This window comes from Arthrobacter ramosus (assembly GCF_039535095.1).
Taxonomy (GTDB): Bacteria; Actinomycetota; Actinomycetes; order Actinomycetales; family Micrococcaceae; genus Arthrobacter; species Arthrobacter ramosus.
This window is the reverse complement of record NZ_BAAAWN010000001.1, coordinates 4,538,505-4,555,965: the sequence shown is the minus strand read 5'-3', so window position 1 is coordinate 4,555,965 and position 17,461 is coordinate 4,538,505. Positions and strand designations below refer to the sequence as shown.

Genomic DNA, 17,461 nt, shown 5'->3' with positions numbered 1-17,461 from the left:
CATGGAATTTACCCTCCGCCCGGCAACGGTGGACGACGTCGAGCCCCTGACACGCATGCACTTGGCTGCCTGGCGGGAAAGCTACGGGCACCTCTTGCCCGAGGAGTTCTTCGCCTCCCGCGAGGCCACCATCAACACGCGGATCGAGAGGCAGCGGGAAGGGTTGGCGGGCTCGTACAGGCCGATCCTCGCCCATGATGCTGACGGTTCCTTGGTGGGCATCGCTTCTGCCGGTCAGGCCCGCGATGAGGACCGGCCATGCGAGCTGGAATTGCAGATGATCTACACCTTGCGGCGCGTGCACGGTTTGGGCGTGGGGCAAGCATTGGTCGACGCCGTTATCGGCAACGCTGCCGCCTACCTGTGGGTGCTTGAAGACAATCCGCGGGCCCAGGCTTTCTATCGCAAGAATGGATTCCGGGCTGACGGTACACGCCAGCTATTGCCGCCGGACTGGTACGAACTGCCGGAGATCCGGATGGTGCGTGCCGCCGTCGGGGGCTGACCGCAAGGCAGTGGCGTCAACTAGGGTTGAAGCATGACCGGAAGAGGGCGGCTGTAGTGGCGAAGCGTGGCAAGGGCAGGGGCGCCGGGCAAGCTGCCGGGGTTATTGAGGTGCCCGCGGGCACGAAGCCGAACGGCCCCGTGGAGGGCGTCTACTACATCGATACCGGCGACTGCGAACTCGTTGCCGACCCGGACAACTCCAACGGCTGGCTCCTGAAGATCAACGGCGTCATGAGCTCGCACATCGATGTGGCAGAGCCGTTGTTCCTGGACTTCGAGTACATGCGCTGGATTGCGGCCCTGGTGGAATCCAAGTGGCCGCCCGAGTCCAAGCCGAAGCTTCGTGCCTTGCACCTCGGCGGCGGAGCATGTTCCCTCGCCCGGTACTTCCACTCCGCCTACCCGGATGCACGCCAAGTGGTGGTGGAGCTCGACGGCAAGCTGGCCGAATACGTGCGCGGCTGGTTCGATCTCCCGAAGGCCCCGTTGCTTCGAATCCGTGTGGGAGAAGCCAGGGAAGTCACGGAAGGCCTCACTCCGGACACCCGCGACCTCATCATCCGGGACGTCTTTGCCGGCGCTTTCACTCCGAGGGCGCTCACAACCCGCGAATTCAACGATCACGCGCAAAGGGTGCTGGCTCCGGGCGGGCTCTACGTCGTGAATTCCGGAGATGCTCCGGACCTCAAGAACGCCCGCGAAGACGCCGCCACCATCGCAGACACCTTCGCGCACACCATGATCATTGCCGACCCCGCGATGCTCAAGGGTCGGCGATACGGAAACATGATCATGGCCGGCAGCCACGAGCCGTTCGGCGACGATCCCCAACTGGCCCGGAAGCTCCTCGGCGGGGCAGTGCCCGCGCATATCTGGAACGACGCCAAGGTCCGGGCATTCGCCGTCGGCGCCCAGATCCGGCACGACCCCCGGCCAGCCGCCTGACGCTCAGCGGCGCGCCAGCAGTAGCTCGCGGTGGGCGGCAGTCTCCTCCTGCAAGGCGTGCACGACGGCGGCAACAGCGGGGCGGCGCATCGAGTCTGGCCGCAGGACCATCCAGTAGGGGAGCAGCTCCGCGAAATCCGACGGCAGCAGCCGCACCAGGTCCGGGTGCCGGTCCGCCATGAAGCACGGCAGGAAGCCGATGCCGGCGCCGGCGCGCGTCGCTTCTACATGGACGAAGACGTTGGTGGAACTCAAGCCGTCTCGCATGGAAGGGACCAGCCGGCGAGGGGCATCGAGGTCGTCCACTTGCAGCATGGAGTCCACGAAATAGACCAACTGATGCCTTGTCAGCTCTTCCACGGTGCCGGGTACGCCGTGAAAAGCCAGGTACTCGCGCGAGGCATACATTCCCAGCATGTACTCGCCCAGCAGCACAGCCTCGGCCCGGTGCACCTGGGGTTCGCCCACCACCACCTCGACGTCCAGGCCGGAACGCTGCTGGAGCGCCCGGCGGGTCACGGTGATGATCTCCACGGTGAGGCCGGGATGCGATCGCCGCAAGCGCGCCACGGCCGGTGCCGCGATGTACGCGCTGAAACCGTCAGTTGCGGTCATGCGCACGACGCCGGCAATCGGGTCCGGCGCGCGGTCTTCCGGTCCCAGCGCGCCCACCGCCGCTTCGATCCGTTCCGCCACTGCCACGGCCTCGGCTCCCAGCTCCGTGACTTCCCAGCCGCCTGCCGCCCGCGCGAGGACCCGGCCGCCGAGCGCCTTCTCGAGTGCGGCGATCCTGCGGGAAACGGTGGTGTGGTTCAGCCCCAAGGCTTGGGCCGCCGTCGTGAACTTACCTGAGCGCGATACCGCGAGGAGGACCAGGAGGTCATCGGGATTCGGATTCATATCTGCAATTCTGCACACACTTGGTGCCTTTTTGGTTATTGAAGCAGAAGTAATGTGCAGCAATACTCATTGGAGCATTTCGTGTTGTGGATCACAGCACGTGTCAGTGTGGACACTAAGGAGATGGACATGAGCGTAGGACAACGCTCCGCAGCAGGGGCCGCCGCGACCGGTAAAGGCACGGGACTCAAGAAAATCGTCGCAGCCTCGATGGTGGGCACCGTGGTGGAATGGTACGAATTCTTCCTCTACGCCACCGCCGCAACGCTGGTTTTCGGCAAGTACTTCTTCCCGCCCACCGGCAACGACCTTGACGGCATCATCCAGGCATTCCTGACCTACGCGGTAGGCTTCGTGGCCCGGCCCCTGGGCGGCATCGTCTTCGGCCAGATCGGTGACAGGCTCGGCCGTAAACCCACGCTGCAGCTCACCATCGTGATTGTCGGCGTGTCCACCTTCCTCATGGGCTGCCTCCCCGGCTTCGCCGACCTCGGTTACTGGGCGCCAGCCATGCTCGTGGCGCTCCGCTTCATCCAGGGCTTCGCACTGGGTGGCGAATGGGGTGGCGCGGTGCTGCTGGTGGCGGAACACAGCCCCAAGGAGTCCCGCGGATTCTGGTCAAGCTGGCCGCAGGCGGCGGTTCCCGTCGGCAACCTCCTCGCCACGCTCGTCCTGTTTATCATGTCCACCACCCTCAGCAGCGCAGCATTCCTCGGCTGGGGATGGCGTGTGGCCTTCTGGCTCTCCGCAGTGATCGTCTTCGTGGGCTACTACATCCGCACCCACGTGACCGAGGCCCCGATCTTCCTCAAGGCGAAGGCCCAGGTGGAGAAGGAACAAGCCATCAGCTACGGCGTCGGCGAGGTCGTCCGCAAGTACCCCAAGGGCATCCTCCAGGCCATGGGACTGAGGTTGGCCGAGAACATCATGTACTACCTCGTGGTCAGCTTCTCCATTGTCTACCTCAAGAGCGTGGACAAGTACGACACCTCCTCATTGCTGCTCGCCCTGCTGATCGCGCACGTTGTCCACTTCATCGTCATACCGCAGATCGGCCGGCTGGCAGACACCTGGGGGCGCAAACCGGTTTACCTGATCGGCGCCATAAGCGGTGCCACCTGGCCGTTCTTCGCCTTCCCCATGTTCGACACCAAGAACCCCGTGGTGATCGTTGCCGCCGTCACCATAGGCCTCTGCCTGCACGCCTTCATGTACGCAGGGCAGCCGGCCATCATGACCGAGCTCTTCCCCACCCGCATGCGCTACTCGGGCGTCTCCCTTGGCTCGCAGGTCACCTCGATCTTCGCCGGTTCGCTGGCCCCGCTGCTGGCGACCCAGTGGCTCAAGGACACCGGATCCTGGATGCCCACCGCCATCTACCTGGTGATCGCTTGCGCCATCACCGCCGTCGTCGTCCTGACGCTCAGGGAGACCCGCGGGGTGGCGCTGGAAGACGTTGACAACGCCGACGCCGTTCGCCACGGCCTCCCCATGGGTGCCCGCGCATGACCCTCGAGGGCCGCAAGGCCCTGGTCACCGGCGGGGCGAGCGGCATCGGGGCAGCATGTGCCACGGCCCTCGCCGCGCGGGGCGCGAAAGTTGTGGTGGCCGACGTCGATGCTGCCGGAGCTGCGGCGCTCGCCGACAAGCTGGGCGGCACCGCCTGGGCCGTCGACTTGCTCGACACGGAGGCGCTCGCCGGACTCAGCCTGGATTGCGACATCCTCGTCAACAATGCCGGCATCCAGAAGGTTGCCCCCATCGAGGAGTTCGAACCGGCGGACTTCCGCCGCATCCTGACCCTCATGCTCGAGGCCCCTTTCCTGCTCATCCGGGCCGCACTCCCGCACATGTACGCCAACGGATTCGGCCGGATCATCAACATTTCCTCGGTCCACGGGCTGCGGGCGTCGGCATTCAAGAGCGCGTATGTCTCGGCCAAGCATGGGCTCGAGGGGCTCAGCAAAGTGACGGCCCTCGAGGGCGGCCAGCACGGGGTCACCTCCAACTGCATCAATCCGGGGTACGTGCGTACGCCCCTTGTCGAGAAGCAGATCGCGGACCAGGCACTGCTGCACGGCATCCCCGAATCGGAGGTCCTGGCGAAGGTCATGCTGACGGAGTCCGCGGTGAAGCGCCTCGTGGAGCCGGAGGAAGTCGCGTCGCTGGCCGCGTGGATAGCGTCCGACGACGCCGGTATGGTCACCGGGGCCAGCTACACGATGGACGGGGGCTGGTCCGCCCGCTAATTACCCCCCCTCGATGTCGTAGGCTGGTGCGCACGAGAGGAGCGAATATGGGTCTCGATCCGGCCAGCTTGAAGATAGCTTTGGGCATCGTCGCGTTTACGCTCTGCCTGCTGTTTTTCGGATCGTTCCGCCGGACCCGCTCCGCGTACAGCGGGTGGTGGTGCCTCGCCCTCGTTTTCCTGCTCTCGGGGAACATGGCGTACCTGCTCACGGGGACTTCCCAGCAAGTCTGGGCGGGTCCCCTCGGCAACGCTTTGCTGGTGGCCGGGGCGTTCAGCGTGTGGGCGGGCTCGCGTTCTTTGCGCTTGCTTCCGACACCGCGATGGCAGCTCGTCGCCGGACCCGTCGCCACAGCTGTAGCCGCCTCGCTGGAGAGTCCGGCCACCAACGCATGGTCCGGTGGCCTGGTGTATTTGGCCATGATGTCCTTGGGCATGGGTTTGGCAACAGTTGAACTCTGGCGGTTGAAGCCCAGCGTTTCACAGGCCCACCGCTCCTTGGCGCTCGCCGCAGGAGTGCTGGCGTCGTTCTTCTTCTGCCGGGGGATCGCCTACGTCGTGGAGGGACCCGACGGTCCGGATTTCGGTACCTATCTCAGCTCAGCAACCACCAGTGTGGTCACTATCGTGCTTCTCGTCACCGTGTCCTTCAGCATGACTGCGCTGAGTAACGAGCAGCTCATCAACGGGCTCAACGAACGCGCCACCCGGGACGGCCTGACGGGGCTCCTCAACCGCACCGCCTTCATGGAGCTGGCCACCCAGGAAATGAGCAGGCTGCACTCTGCGGGATCGATCTGCACCTTGATCCTCGCCGACCTCGACCATTTCAAGGCCCTCAATGACAGTCATGGCCACGCCGCGGGCGACACGGCCATCCAGGCCTTCGCCGCCGCGTGTCAGGCCTCGGTCCGCCACACAGACCTCGTCGGGAGGTACGGCGGAGAGGAATTCACCATCCTGCTTCCAGGGGCCGACCTGGAGAGTGCAGAAATCATTGCCAACGAAATCAGCCGCCGTTTGGCCTCGGCAGAACCACCGGACGGCGTCACCTTCCCCACGGTGAGCTATGGCATCGCCCCCAGCACCCTCGCCAACGCGGAGGTGGCCCACATGATCGTGGCCGCCGACAAAGCCCTGTACCAGGCCAAGTCCCTTGGACGGAACCGCGCGGTCTGCGCTACTGCCTAGCTGTGTACCCAGTCGTGTGCGTTAACTCCCGCACCGCTGAGCCGATTCCGCAGCGTTCGGACCAGCCCGTTAAAACAATCTGCTTAAACGCTTGATCAAAAGTGTGACCTCGGTTACGCTTGCAGTGATCAAACGCTTTAGCAGAAATGGACATCAACGCCGATGACTTACTCAGTCTTCTTCCAACCCGCCGATGGCTGGGTCGGAGACGTGATCCCGTTCCAGAAAGACGGGGAGTTCTGGCTTTTCTATCTGCACGAGGTGCGGAGCGACCCGAAGCCGGGAACGTCCTGGAACCTCGTGACCACCAAGGACCTCACCCGGTTCGAGGACCATGGGGTCTCGCTGCGTCATGGGGGGGAGGGCGAGGCGGACTTCAATGCATACACGGGAAGCGTTGTGCGCGACGAGTCCGGAATACACCACCTGTTCTACACGGGACAGAATCCTCGGCACCTCGGCTCCGACGGGGCCCCGCTGCAACTCGTCATGCATGCCACGAGCACGGACGGAATGCTGACGTGGGTCAAGCATCCGGAGCTGACCTTCGGCGCCCCGGCCGGCTACGAATCCGGCGACTGGCGAGATCCGTTCGTCTTCAAGGACGAGGCAAGCGGTTTGTGGCGGATGCTGCTCGCAGCTCGGCACGCGGACGGTCCGGAGCGCCGGCGCGGAGTGATCGCCCAATGCGTCTCCCCGAACTTGATGGATTGGGGGCATGCCGAGCCGTTCTGGGATCCCCGCCGGTACATCACGCACGAATGCCCGGACGTTTTCGCCTGGGGTGACTGGTGGTACCTGGTCTATTCGGAATTCTCCGAGTCCTTCACCACCCGCTACCGCATGGCGAAAAGTCCCGATGGGCCATGGATCGTGCCGACTCGGGACACCGTTGACGGCCGCGCCTTCTATGCATCGAAGACGGCCGAGCGGGATGGCCGCCGGTTCTTCTTCGGCTGGATCGCCAGCAAGGAGGACAACCGCGACGACGGCGCCTGGCAGTGGGCGGGTACGATGTCCGTCCTCGAGGCCCGCCAGAACGACGACGGCACCCTCGCGTTTTCCTTCGCCGACGAGCTTGTCGAGAGCTTCTGGGACGACATCCCGGTAACCTTCGGCAGCGCCCTTCCGGTGGCGCTGCATGCTCCCGACGGGTACACGGCCATGGTGTCCGATGAGGTGCTCCCTCGGCAGTTCTACGCCCGGGCGGTGTTGCAGATAGAACCCGATACCACCGAATGCGGCTTGCTGCTCCGCTCAAGCGCGGACGGAGACGAGTCCTACATCATCCGCCTGGAACCGAAGCGCGGCCGCCTGGTGTTTGACCGATGGCCCCGCGAAATCAGCGGCGACGCGCAATGGCACGTCTCAGGGGACGTCCCCTTCGAGATCGAACTGGAACGCCCCTGCGAGCTCGTCCCCGGAGAACACACCCTCGAACTTGTCGTGGACGGGGACCTCTGTGTCGCCGTCGTCGACCGGCAGGTCGCCTTGAGCGCCCGGATCTACGGGCTACCGGACGGCCGGATCGGCGTTTTCGCCGGTGAAGGCACCATCGCTCTCACGGACCTTGAGATACGTAAGCGCACAGACAACTAAATACCCAGCGCCAGACCTCCGTTCAAATCAAAGGAGATTTTCCCCCATGAAGAAACTCATGCGAACAGCCGCCGTAGCAGCGGCCGTCACCCTCGCCCTCGCCGCATGTGGCAGCGGCGGCGGAAATCCCGCAGCCAACGTCAGCCCCACCGGTGACATCAAACCGCGGCAAATCTCGTGGCTTCTGTCCCGGCCTGCTGACGGTGCGGTCATCAACATCATGAAAAAGATCGCCGATGAGTACGCACAGACCCATCCGGGCTTTTCCCTCAACCTGATCACGACCCCTGACCGGCCCTCGTACATCCAGAAGTACGAAACCCTCGCCGCGGCAAACAAGCTTCCGGAGCTGTTCGACACGGACGCTACCCCCTTCGCCCAGCAACTCGCCAAGAAAGGCACGATGGTCGATGCCGAGAAGCTGCTCAAAGACCTCGGTGTCTACGACACGTACCGGACGAACGCCCTGAATTACCAACGCTTCGACGACGGATCCCTCTACATGATCCCGTTCCAGTTCGAGCTCGAGTACTTTTGGTACAACAAGGCTCTCTTCCAGCAGGCTGGAGTATCAGTGCCGAAATCACTCGACGACATCCCCGCGATGTGCACGGCCCTCCGCAAGGCCGGCATTACGCCCCTCGCTCTTGACGGCCAGGACCAGTGGCCGCTTGAGCGCTACGTCTCCTACCAGCCCTTCCGCGACGCCGGACCCGACTTCGTGCAGAAGCTCAAGAAGGGTGACGCGAAGTTCAGCGACGCCACCGGCCAAAAGACAGTCAACTGGATAAGCCAGCTCGGAGGGGCTGGTTGCTTCCAGGACGGATTCTCGTCTCAGGGCTACTCTGACGCCCAGAACCTCTTCACCTCCGGCAAGGCCGCCATGTACAACATCGGCACCTGGGAACTGCCCAGCCTTGCGACCGACAAGCTGAATCCGGCGGTGCGTAACGACGTCGACTACTTCACGCTTCCGGCCACGCCAAGTTCCGCGACGGCCGCCAACGAGTACGTCGCAACCTCCGGGATCGGCATGGCGGTCAACTCAAAGACCTTTGACCCGCTCGTGAGCGACTTCCTGAAGTTCGCCCTCGCCAAGTACCCCTCGGAGTACGCGGCCACGGGCGCGCTCTCGCCGACGACGAACGTCCAGACGACGATTCCAGCCAACGCCACGCCACTGTACAAGAAGGCGATCGACCAGGCGAAGGATCTCGGATCGAAGCTCGCGATGCCGTGGGACACGCAGCTTGATCCGACCACCAACAGCAGGCTGCAACAAGAGCTCGTGCTTTTGGCCCAGGGCAATGTCAAGCCTGACGAGTTCACCAGCACGATGGATAGCACCATCGCGCAGAACGCTCCCAAGTTCTTCAAATAACACGCAGCGGTGGGGGGCCCAGGCCCCCCACCCGAAAGGCACTCCCATGCTTCCCAATCGATCACGACTCTCGGTCTTGGTCTTCCTGCTCCCGCCGCTGCTTCTCTACGGCGTCGCGGTGCTGTTCCCGATATTGCAATCGCTGTTCCTCAGCTTCTTCTCTTGGAACGGCATCAGTGACATGGAGTTCGTGGGCTTCGCGAATTACGTGCACATGCTCACTGGTGACGGCGTGTTCTGGCGTTCCTTCTTCAACGCCCTCGGCTATCTCGCCATCTGCCTCGTCCTCCAATTGGGCGGCGCATTGTTCGTCGCCAGCCTCCTGACCTCGCTGCGAAGAGGCCGCGAGCTCGTCAAAACCCTGTATCTCCTGCCCGCGGTGATCTCGACGGTGGCCATCGCCTTCCTCTTCGTACGCATCTACTCGATCGATCCGGTGGGGCTCCTCAACCAAGTCCTCGGCTGGATCGGTCTAGGCAGCCTTGAGCGCCCCTGGCTTTCGGACGTCAATACTGTCCTCGCGGCAGTATCGGCACCCGAAGGTTGGCGGTTCACGGGGCTCTACATGCTCATCATCTACGCCGCGCTGCTTGCCGTACCGCAGGAACTTGAAGAGGCCGCACGCCTGGACGGCGCCAACCGATGGCAGCTGTTCACCAAGATCAGGTTCCCCCACATCCGGCCCGTGTGGATCACCACCACCATCATGGCCACAACCTACGGCCTGCGCGGATTCGACATCCCCTACCTCATGACCAACGGCGGCCCCGGACAGTCCTCGGAGCTCCTGACGACCTACATGTACAAAACCGCGTTCACCAGCACCGACTTCGGCTACGCCAGCACCATCTCGGTGTTCATCGTGGTCGAGTGCCTCGTCGCCGTCGGATTCATCTTGCTCATGCTCAAACGAAAGGCTGACGCATGACCGCGCAAACAGCCCCTGTTACCCGGCCGATCCCTGCACCGCCAAGCAGCCCGGCTCCCCGACGTCGGCGGCGCAAGCCAAACGTCTTCCGAAGCTTGTCCAGGGTGCTGATCGTCCTCATCGTCGTCGTGCAGGTCTACCCCCTGGCCTGGCTGTTCCTCACGAGCCTGCGCAACGAGCACGACTTCGCCACGGGTGATCCCTTCGCGCTGCCGAGCTCCATCAGCTTCGACAACTACGCCCGCGCGTTCCAGACCGGCAACCTCGGACAGAACATCCTGAACAGCTTCATCGTCACGATGGGTGCCAACCTCCTGATCGTCCTGCTGGGGATGATGGCGGCGTATGCGTTGCAGGTCCTCGGATTCCGGTTCAGCAAATTCGTCCGTGGCCTCTTCCTGATCGGCATCATCGTGCCGGTGCAGATCGCGCTGGTGCCGCTTTTCATCGACTACTCGTCCGTGAACCTGCTGGACACCTACCAATCGATGATCATCCCCTTGGCGGGGTTCGCCCTTCCCATGTCGATCTACCTCTTCTCGTCATTCTTTGAATACATTCCCCGCGAGACCTATGAGGCAGCCTCCCTGGACGGCGCCGGCCCGTACCGGATCTTCGGACTGATCACCCTTCCGCTCTCCACCAACACGGTAGTGACAGTGGTCCTGGTGAACAGCATCTTCATCTGGAACGACTTCATCTTCGCGAACACCTTCGTACTTTCCGAAGGGCTCAAGACCATCCCCTTGGGGCTGCAGAACTATATCGGAGCAATGGGCAAGGTCGACTGGACCGCGACGTTCGCCGCTGTCTGCATCACCATCACTCCTTTGCTGCTCGTGTTCCTTGTCCTCAACAAGGCGATGATCCAAGGCCTCGAGAGCGGGGCCACGAAGGGATGAGGACGCGGCCACTGGATAGACTGTGGGGGGAGGGCCAATGACGTCTGAAAAAAGCTTGAGAGAACCCGAGGTTAACCCCTCGCATCCACCGGCGACTCCGAGGACGAGTCATCCGGTCACGATGCGGGAGGTGGCGGAAGGGGCTGGAGTCTCCGTTGCTACGGTTTCCCTCGTCGTCAACAACAAGAAAGACGCCAGGATCGGCGCCGGGACCCGCAAACGCGTCCTGGACACCATCCGCGAACTGGGGTACCGCCCGAACGCCCTCGCGAAGAACCTCGTGAGCGGCAGTTCACGGTTCATTGGCCTCGTCGCTGACGCGATCGCCACGACCCCCTTTGCGGGGCAAATCATCCACGGCGCCCAGGACGAAGCTTGGAAACACGGATTCGTGCTCCTGGTCGCCAACACCGAGGGCGACGAGCCCGTGGAAAAAGACGCTATCTCAATGATGCTCGAACACAAGGTTCGCGGCATCCTGTACTCCACCTGGTTCCACCGCCCAACTGAGATCCCCGCTGCCTTGCAAGAGACAGACTTCGTGCTGGTGAACTGCTTCTCTCCGGACTCCAACGCCTTGGCCGTGGTGCCGGATGAAGTCCACGGCGGACGGGAAGCCACCGAAATACTTTTGCGGAAGGGTCACCGGCGGATCGCCTTCATCAACGCAACGATTCCTGCCCCGGCGAAGGACGGACGCCTCCAGGGCTATCGGGAAGCGCTCGAATCTGCAGGAATCGCATTCGATCCGCACCTCGTGTTCGACGCGTATCCTGACCAGGAAGGCGGCTACGGCGCAGTCGAGGAACTCCTCAAACGGGACGTCACGGCAGTCTTCTGCTACAACGACCGTATGGCCATGGGTCTCTACGACGGGCTGAAGCAACAGGGGCTGTCCATTCCCGATGACATGGCCGTGGTGGGTTTCGACAACCAGGAAGTCATCGCCGCCCACATGCGGCCGCCGCTGTCCACCGTCGCGCTGCCGCACTACGAGCTCGGCGCCGCGGGTGTGCGCTTGCTCCTCGGCGTCGACGAACCGGCCGGCAGCCCGGTGGTAAAGCTTGAATGCCCGCCGGTTGAACGCGATTCTGTTGGACCTAATACGCTCACGGGTTCCCGGCTGCCTTAGCGTGATTCTGCTCAGCCTCGTCCACGGCGGAATGCTCAATGTAGGACTCCACCGCCGACTCCGGAACGCGGTATGACCGCCCGAACCGCACCGCATGGATGGCGTGCGAGTTGACGAGGCGGTAGACGGTCATTCTGGATACCCGCAGGGCCTCGGCAACCTCGGCGATTGTCATGAAGCGGTTGGCTGGAATGCCGGCAGCGGACATATTCACCACGGCCTCCTCAATTGGCGGTAGTCGTAGTAGACCACGTCGCCACCCTTTGGCACGACGGTCCGCAAGCCAATCGATGAGCCTTTGATGACCGTCACCACGCCTTCCTGGCACCCGTTGAAGGGATCGTCTCCAGCCACGTAGTCGCCCACTTTGAAAGGTGAAGCAGTCGTTGTGGCCTGCTTGGCTGCCCGCGAAAATACCTGGCAAAGTCGCGAAGCCAGCGCGTGGCGGCGCTGCTTGCGCATCCGAGCAGCGTGCCTCGAGTAAGGATCGAACATCGGAATCACTCCTTTGCAGTCGCGATCTTCCAACGGTAGGCGCCGACCTCACAAGACACATGAGTGACTTTTACCCGTTATGCCACATGGGCCACTCAGGTCCCATGGCCCACTACTCGGACAAAGACCTCAGGGCAAGCAAGTGGTCACCCGAGTAGTCCGCGCAAAAGACGGGTAGGGGCTACGCATGCCAGGCCGGGTGAACAGTCCCTACGCTCAAAGCAAATGTTCCGTCAGTTCCGGGGGCTGCTCGGTGTCCCCGTTCTGCGTGCCGTTAAGGCTCCATGAGCCGCAGCCAGATGGGGTCTTTCCATGAGCATTTCCAGTCCGTCCACTCAGGAGAAGCCCAAGCAATGGACCATTCCGACGGCGGGTGCCCGCCGTCGTCGTTCCCGCGGGATCGCGGCCATTGCGGCGATCGCCATGGCCGGCGTCGCATTGGTGTTTGCCGCCCCCGCAGCGCAAGCAGCCAATCCCACGGTTGTTTCCCTGACGTTCGACGACGGGAACGCGGACCAGCTTAACGCGGCCCAAATCATGAAGGCCCAAGGCGTGGCGGGCACGTTCTTCATCGTTTCGGGGTTCACCGATAATCCTGGCTATATGTCGCAGGCGGACTTGCACGGGCTCGTTGCGGATGGCAACGAGATCGGCGGCCACACCGTAACCCACCCCGACCTGATCACCCTGCCCGCAGACGAAGCCAAGCGTCAGATCTGCAACGACAGGGTCAACCTGAGCAACTGGGGCTTCTCGGTCACCGATTTCGCGTACCCTTTTGCCTCGGAAAATGCAGCAGCCGAGACCATTGCACAGGGTTGCGGCTACAACAGTGCCCGCGGCCTGGGTGATATCAAGACCCGCTTCAGCTGCCCAACATGCAGCCTGGCTGAAACGATGCCGCCGGCCAACCCCTACAACACGGCGGCGCCCGATGAGGTGGATTCCACCTGGACGCTGGCTGATTTGCAGAATTCGGTCACCCAGGCGGAAGCAGCCGGCGGCTGGGTGCAGCTGACCTTCCACCACATTGATGCGAACAGCACGGACCCCCTGAACATCCAGCCAGCCCTTTTTGAGCAGTTCCTGGTATGGCTCAAGGCGCGTCCCGCGACGACCACGGTGAAAACCGTCAACCAAGTGATCGGCGGAACGGTCCAGCCATTGGTCACCGGCCCGGCAGTACCTCCCCAGGCTCCCAGCGGCAACCTTGTGCAGAATCCCGGGCTCGAGACCTTGGTGAGCGGAATGCCCCAGTGCTGGTTCGCAGGCGGCTATGGCACCAATACCCCCACTTACTCCGTGGTCAGTCCCGGCCGGACAGGCACAGTTGCCGAGAAGCTCGTGATGACCGGCTACGTGGACGGCGACGCGAAATTGCTGCCGGCCCTGGACCTTGGCGGGTGCTCGCCAACGGCAACTGAGGGGCATCAATACAACATCGGAGCCTGGTACACGTCTACGGTGCCTACACAATTCACCCTGTACTACCGAACTGGACTGGGCTCGTGGAAGTACTGGACATCCAGCCCATGGTTTGCCGCGGCAACGAGCTACCAAAAGGCGGCGTGGACCACCCCAGCACTACCCTCCGGGGCAAACGGAATCAGCTTTGGATTGAACCTCTTCAGCAACGGCACCCTCATCACCGATGACTATGAAATGTTCGACACCGCCACGGCGCCGGCCCCGGCCCCCCCGGCTCCGGGTACTAACCTGGTGCAAAACGCGGGCCTTGAGACGGCGGGAATCGGCTGGGCACCGCAGTGCTGGCAGGCCGGAGGCTACGGAACGAACAGTGCGGCCTTCAGCACCGTGCCCGCGGCCCACGGCGGCACAACGGCGGCCCAACTTGTTGTCAGCGGTTACACCGACGGCGACGCGAAGCTGCTCCAGACCATGGACAGCGGCAGTTGCGCTCCGCCGGCCATCGCTGGACATAGCTATTCGCTCCGGGCCTGGTACACCTCGACGGCGCCGACCCAGTTTACGGCGTACTACCGGGACGCTACGGGCAGCTGGGTCTACTGGACATCGAGTCCCTGGCTGGCGGCGTCGGACACGTATACCCAGGCCAGCTTCACCACTCCGGTGCTGCCGGACGGCGCCACAGCCGTGAGTTTCGGCTTGAATCTCTTCAGCAACGGCACGCTGACTACTGACGACTACGCCATGTACGACACGGTCGGGGCGCCGCCACTGTGACACATCGGGGGCTTCACGAAGGGGAAGGTGCGGCCGCTGGCCGCGCAAGGGTCAGGGAAGTGAGCGGGGAGCAATGAAGCGAGCGGCAAAAGCAGGAATCGTCGTTGCGGGCGTGGTGGCGGTCGGACTGGCGGGGGCGATCACCCTCAACGCTACGCAGACATCATCAAACCCCGTTGCCGGCGCCGCGCCGTCGGCCACCGTCAGCGCGGCGGCTTCGGCGGCTTCGGCGCCTGGTGCCACCAAGACGCCGGCAGCGACGCCGAGTGCCACCGCTTCAGCACAAGCCGCCAGCGCTTCCGCCAGCGCTGCTTCTGCCAGCGCTGCGCCTTCAAATCAGGCCCCGGTCCCTGCCCCGGCGAGCACTGCCAAGCCCGATGCCCCGGTGCCGGCGCCAGCTGCGCCAGCTCCGGCCCCCGCGGCGCCTCCTGGAGCACAGGGCCTCGACGCGGCCGGGATCCAACGCATCAAGGACAGCTGCACCGCCCGGCTGCAAAGCGATGCCGCCCACTCCTCAATTGTGACCGGAACGGTGGTGCCCCGGCCATTCACTGTGGTCTCCATCGCCTTCTCCGGGAACCCCGTGCAGTCAACGGCGGCGTCGTACGACATCCTCATGAAGATCACCACCAAGCTTGTTGATGGTCCTGCCCAGGACAGTGTGCGGGTTTGCCGGGTCTACGACTCGGACTCGCACGTGGATTGGCTTCCTGCCGGCTGAGTCCGCGGTTGCTTCCGATTCTGAGGCGCTAAGTCTTGGTGCCTGTAAGCGCCAGGGTTCCGCCGAGCCCGATCATCATGACCCCGCCCGTGGCACCCAGGGTGGAGATCCGCCGCGGGGAGCGGGCAAACCAGTGGCGTGCCGTGCCCGCTGCGAGGGCCCAGATACTGTCGGAGATCAGGGCGATCACCAGGAAAACAGCTCCGAGTTCGGCGAGCTGCAACGGAATGCTGCCGTTGGAGTATTCAACGAACTGGGGCAGCACAGCTACGAAGAACACGATCGACTTCGGGTTGCTCGCACCCACGATGAAGCCTTCGCGGATGAGCCGCCACATAGACCGCGACGGCGCCGGTCCGGCCGCCGTCGAACGCCCGCCGCGGTGACGGATCGCCTGCACCCCGAGGTAGACCAGATAAGCTGCGCCGCCGAACTTAATGATGGTGAACAGCACTATCGACTGCGCCAGGACCGCACCAAGCCCCAACGCCACTGCCGTGATCTGCGGAACCATCCCCAAGGCGTTTCCGAGCACGCTGAGGAGTCCGCCTTTGCGGCCGAGGGCGAGCGAACGTCCAATCACAAACAGGACGCTGGGACCGGGGACTGCGATGAGGACCAGTGCGGCCAGCGCAAACGCCAGGAGGTTGGTGAACGGAACCATGCCTGATGATAGCGCTGGCCTGCGGTGACGGTCGATGGTTAGTGGCGGGCCGCCGTCGTCGGGGGTTTCCGATAGTAGCGGTCGGCGACCACGGGGATCGAGGCTGTTTCGTCGACGAGCTCGGCGCGCACCCGGCCGCCACCTCGAACCCACAGCTTGTAGGCCAGCACCAGCAGTCCGAGCCACACGGCGCCTACGTACAAAGCCACGCGGGTGTCCTCGAAGACGCCAAGGATGACGATCACCAAGGCCATGAAGGCGATGGTCAACACGGATGCCGCCGGCCACCACGGCGACGCGAATTCCGACGCCGGGAGCCCCTTGCGCTTGATCTCGCGCTTCATGGCGACGTGCGAGGCGAGGATCATGACCCACACCCACACTGTCGCGAAGGTGGCGATGGACGCGATCACGAGGAACACGTCCTCGGGGATTACCGCGTTGAGCACAACGCCCACAAGCAGGATGCCGCCCATGAGGACCACGGTCATCCAGGGAACACCGTGCCTTGAGATCTTGCCGAAACTCCTCGGAGCATGTCCTTGCTGGGAAAGCCCGAAGAGGATGCGTCCGGCGCCGAAAATGTCGCTGTTGATGGCTGACAGTGCAGAGGTGATGACCACGGCGTTGAGGATGTGGGGCGCCGCGGGGATGCCGAGGCCGCTGAAGATCTGCACAAACGGGCTGCCGTTGTTCCCGATTTCATTCCAGGGGAACAAACTCATAAGCACGCCGAGCGTCAGGACGTAGAACAGCAGTACGCGCACCGGGACAGTGTTGACGGCCTGCGGAATGACTTTCTTGGGGTCGGCGGCTTCGCCTGCGGTGATGCCGATCGTTTCGATCCCGCCGAAGGCGAACATGACGACGGCGAACGAGGCCAAGAGCCCGCCGAAACCGTTCGGGAACAGGCCGCCGTGGTCAACGAGGTTCCCCAGCCCCGGTGCCGCGCCGCCATTGCCGGAGTGGAAGCCGAACACGATGATCGCAGCGCCGCCCGCAATCATGGCGATGATCGCCACGACCTTGATGAGCGAGAACCAAAACTCAAGTTCCCCGAAGACCTTCACGCTGAGGAGGTTCATGGCGCCAAGGACGAGGATGATCGCCAGGACCCAGATCCATCGGTCCACCTGTGGGAACCAGAAGCCCATGTAGATACTGAACGCCGTCACGTCCGCGATCGCCACGATGGCCATTTCGAAGACGTAGGTCCACCCGGTGATGAACCCTGCCAGCGGTCCGAGGTAGCGGCTGGCGTACTGGCCGAACGAGCCGGAGACGGGGTGGCGGACGGCCATTTCGCCGAGGGCACGCATCACCATGAAGACGGCGGCGCCACCGATCATGTATGCGAAGAGAACCGACGGGCCGGCCTTTTGGATCGCAGACGCGGAACCGTAGAAGAGGCCTGTCCCGATGGCCGAACCGAGGGCCATGAAGCGGATGTGGCGGACATTGAGGCCACGGCTGAGAACGGTGGTTACCGCGCCTTCGACGACTTTGGCGGCTGGCGTCCTGACGGCTGTTGGGGCTTGCTGCATACGAATACCTTCTCGTCATTGGGAGGGGGGACTGTTAACCAGCAGACCATTCCGGAGCGGGCTGTGATGGGTCTCACGGCACATCGTTGTCTCGGTTCT

General features: G+C 63.5%; 17 protein-coding genes. 12 read left to right on the top strand and 5 right to left on the bottom strand.

Going from position 1 to position 17,461, the window contains the following annotated elements; translation table 11 throughout:
- The first annotated feature begins 1 nt into the window (after position 1).
- Both ABD742_RS20975 and ABD742_RS20970 read left to right on the top strand, forming a co-directional pair.
- On the top strand, positions 2-505 hold the full coding sequence (locus ABD742_RS20975) for a GNAT family N-acetyltransferase (RefSeq protein ID WP_234754011.1): 504 nt from the start codon (positions 2-4) through the stop codon (positions 503-505).
- A gap of 56 nt (positions 506-561) precedes the next feature.
- Positions 562-1,452 carry a spermidine synthase gene (locus ABD742_RS20970; RefSeq protein ID WP_234754010.1) on the top strand — a complete coding sequence of 297 codons (891 nt, stop codon included), beginning with the start codon at positions 562-564 and terminating at the stop codon, positions 1,450-1,452.
- A gap of 3 nt (positions 1,453-1,455) precedes the next feature.
- Here ABD742_RS20970 and ABD742_RS20965 read toward each other — a convergent pair whose 3' ends face one another.
- Positions 1,456-2,352 (bottom strand): LysR family transcriptional regulator, encoded by an 897-nt coding sequence (locus ABD742_RS20965; RefSeq protein ID WP_234754009.1) that lies wholly within the window; start codon positions 2,350-2,352, stop codon positions 1,456-1,458.
- A gap of 129 nt (positions 2,353-2,481) precedes the next feature.
- On the opposite strand from ABD742_RS20965, the gene ABD742_RS20960 reads away from it, so the two are divergent.
- From ABD742_RS20960 to ABD742_RS20925, 8 genes are all read left to right on the top strand, one after another.
- Positions 2,482-3,861 (top strand): MFS transporter, encoded by a 1,380-nt coding sequence (locus ABD742_RS20960; protein WP_234754008.1) that lies wholly within the window; start codon positions 2,482-2,484, stop codon positions 3,859-3,861.
- Entirely contained in the window at positions 3,858-4,601 is a 744-nt protein-coding gene (locus ABD742_RS20955) for a 3-hydroxybutyrate dehydrogenase (RefSeq protein WP_234754007.1), read from the top strand. Before ABD742_RS20960 ends, ABD742_RS20955 begins: the two co-directional genes overlap by 4 nt.
- Positions 4,602-5,020: 419 nt before the next feature.
- Positions 5,021-5,791, top strand: coding sequence for a GGDEF domain-containing protein (locus ABD742_RS20950; RefSeq protein ID WP_372460981.1), 771 nt, complete (start codon positions 5,021-5,023; stop codon positions 5,789-5,791).
- A gap of 162 nt (positions 5,792-5,953) precedes the next feature.
- Positions 5,954-7,390 carry a glycoside hydrolase family protein gene (locus tag ABD742_RS20945; protein WP_234754005.1) on the top strand — a complete coding sequence of 479 codons (1,437 nt, stop codon included), beginning with the start codon at positions 5,954-5,956 and terminating at the stop codon, positions 7,388-7,390.
- 46 nt (positions 7,391-7,436) lie between these two features.
- The gene (locus ABD742_RS20940; protein ID WP_234754004.1) at positions 7,437-8,771 is read left to right on the top strand and encodes an ABC transporter substrate-binding protein; all 1,335 of its coding nucleotides are present in this window, start codon (positions 7,437-7,439) and stop codon (positions 8,769-8,771) included.
- 46 nt (positions 8,772-8,817) lie between these two features.
- A complete protein-coding gene (locus ABD742_RS20935) occupies positions 8,818-9,699 on the top strand; it encodes a carbohydrate ABC transporter permease (RefSeq protein ID WP_059388447.1) in 882 nt (293 codons plus the stop codon).
- On the top strand, positions 9,696-10,601 hold the full coding sequence (locus ABD742_RS20930) for a carbohydrate ABC transporter permease (RefSeq protein WP_234754003.1): 906 nt from the start codon (positions 9,696-9,698) through the stop codon (positions 10,599-10,601). Before ABD742_RS20935 ends, ABD742_RS20930 begins: the two co-directional genes overlap by 4 nt.
- A 121-nt stretch (positions 10,602-10,722) precedes the next feature.
- Positions 10,723-11,733 (top strand): LacI family DNA-binding transcriptional regulator, encoded by a 1,011-nt coding sequence (locus tag ABD742_RS20925; RefSeq protein WP_234754002.1) that lies wholly within the window; start codon positions 10,723-10,725, stop codon positions 11,731-11,733.
- Here the strand turns inward: ABD742_RS20925 and ABD742_RS20920 are convergent.
- Together ABD742_RS20920 and ABD742_RS20915 are read right to left on the bottom strand one after the other, a co-directional pair.
- Complete coding sequence (locus ABD742_RS20920) at positions 11,711-11,941, bottom strand: helix-turn-helix domain-containing protein (RefSeq protein WP_234754078.1); 231 nt, start codon at positions 11,939-11,941, stop codon at positions 11,711-11,713. The two genes, ABD742_RS20925 and ABD742_RS20920, sit on opposite strands and share 23 nt — an antisense overlap.
- 2 nt (positions 11,942-11,943) lie before the next feature.
- Positions 11,944-12,228: a hypothetical protein gene (locus ABD742_RS20915; RefSeq protein WP_344788911.1), complete on the bottom strand. Its 285-nt coding sequence runs from the start codon at positions 12,226-12,228 to the stop codon at positions 11,944-11,946.
- A 312-nt stretch (positions 12,229-12,540) separates the two neighbouring features.
- Here ABD742_RS20915 and ABD742_RS20910 point away from each other — a divergent pair, with 312 nt between their 5' ends.
- Both ABD742_RS20910 and ABD742_RS20905 read left to right on the top strand, forming a co-directional pair.
- On the top strand, positions 12,541-14,433 hold the full coding sequence (locus ABD742_RS20910) for a polysaccharide deacetylase family protein (RefSeq protein ID WP_234754000.1): 1,893 nt from the start codon (positions 12,541-12,543) through the stop codon (positions 14,431-14,433).
- 73 nt (positions 14,434-14,506) lie between these two features.
- Positions 14,507-15,154, top strand: a complete 648-nt coding sequence (locus tag ABD742_RS20905; RefSeq protein ID WP_234753999.1) for a hypothetical protein — start codon at positions 14,507-14,509, stop codon at positions 15,152-15,154.
- 28 nt (positions 15,155-15,182) lie between these two features.
- Here the strand turns inward: ABD742_RS20905 and ABD742_RS20900 are convergent, their stop codons facing one another.
- Together ABD742_RS20900 and ABD742_RS20895 are read right to left on the bottom strand one after the other, a co-directional pair.
- Positions 15,183-15,818: a LysE family translocator gene (locus ABD742_RS20900; protein ID WP_234753998.1), complete on the bottom strand. Its 636-nt coding sequence runs from the start codon at positions 15,816-15,818 to the stop codon at positions 15,183-15,185.
- Positions 15,819-15,856: 38 nt separating this feature from the next.
- Positions 15,857-17,362 carry an amino acid permease gene (locus tag ABD742_RS20895; protein WP_234753997.1) on the bottom strand — a complete coding sequence of 502 codons (1,506 nt, stop codon included), beginning with the start codon at positions 17,360-17,362 and terminating at the stop codon, positions 15,857-15,859.
- Positions 17,363-17,461: the final 99 nt, after the last annotated feature.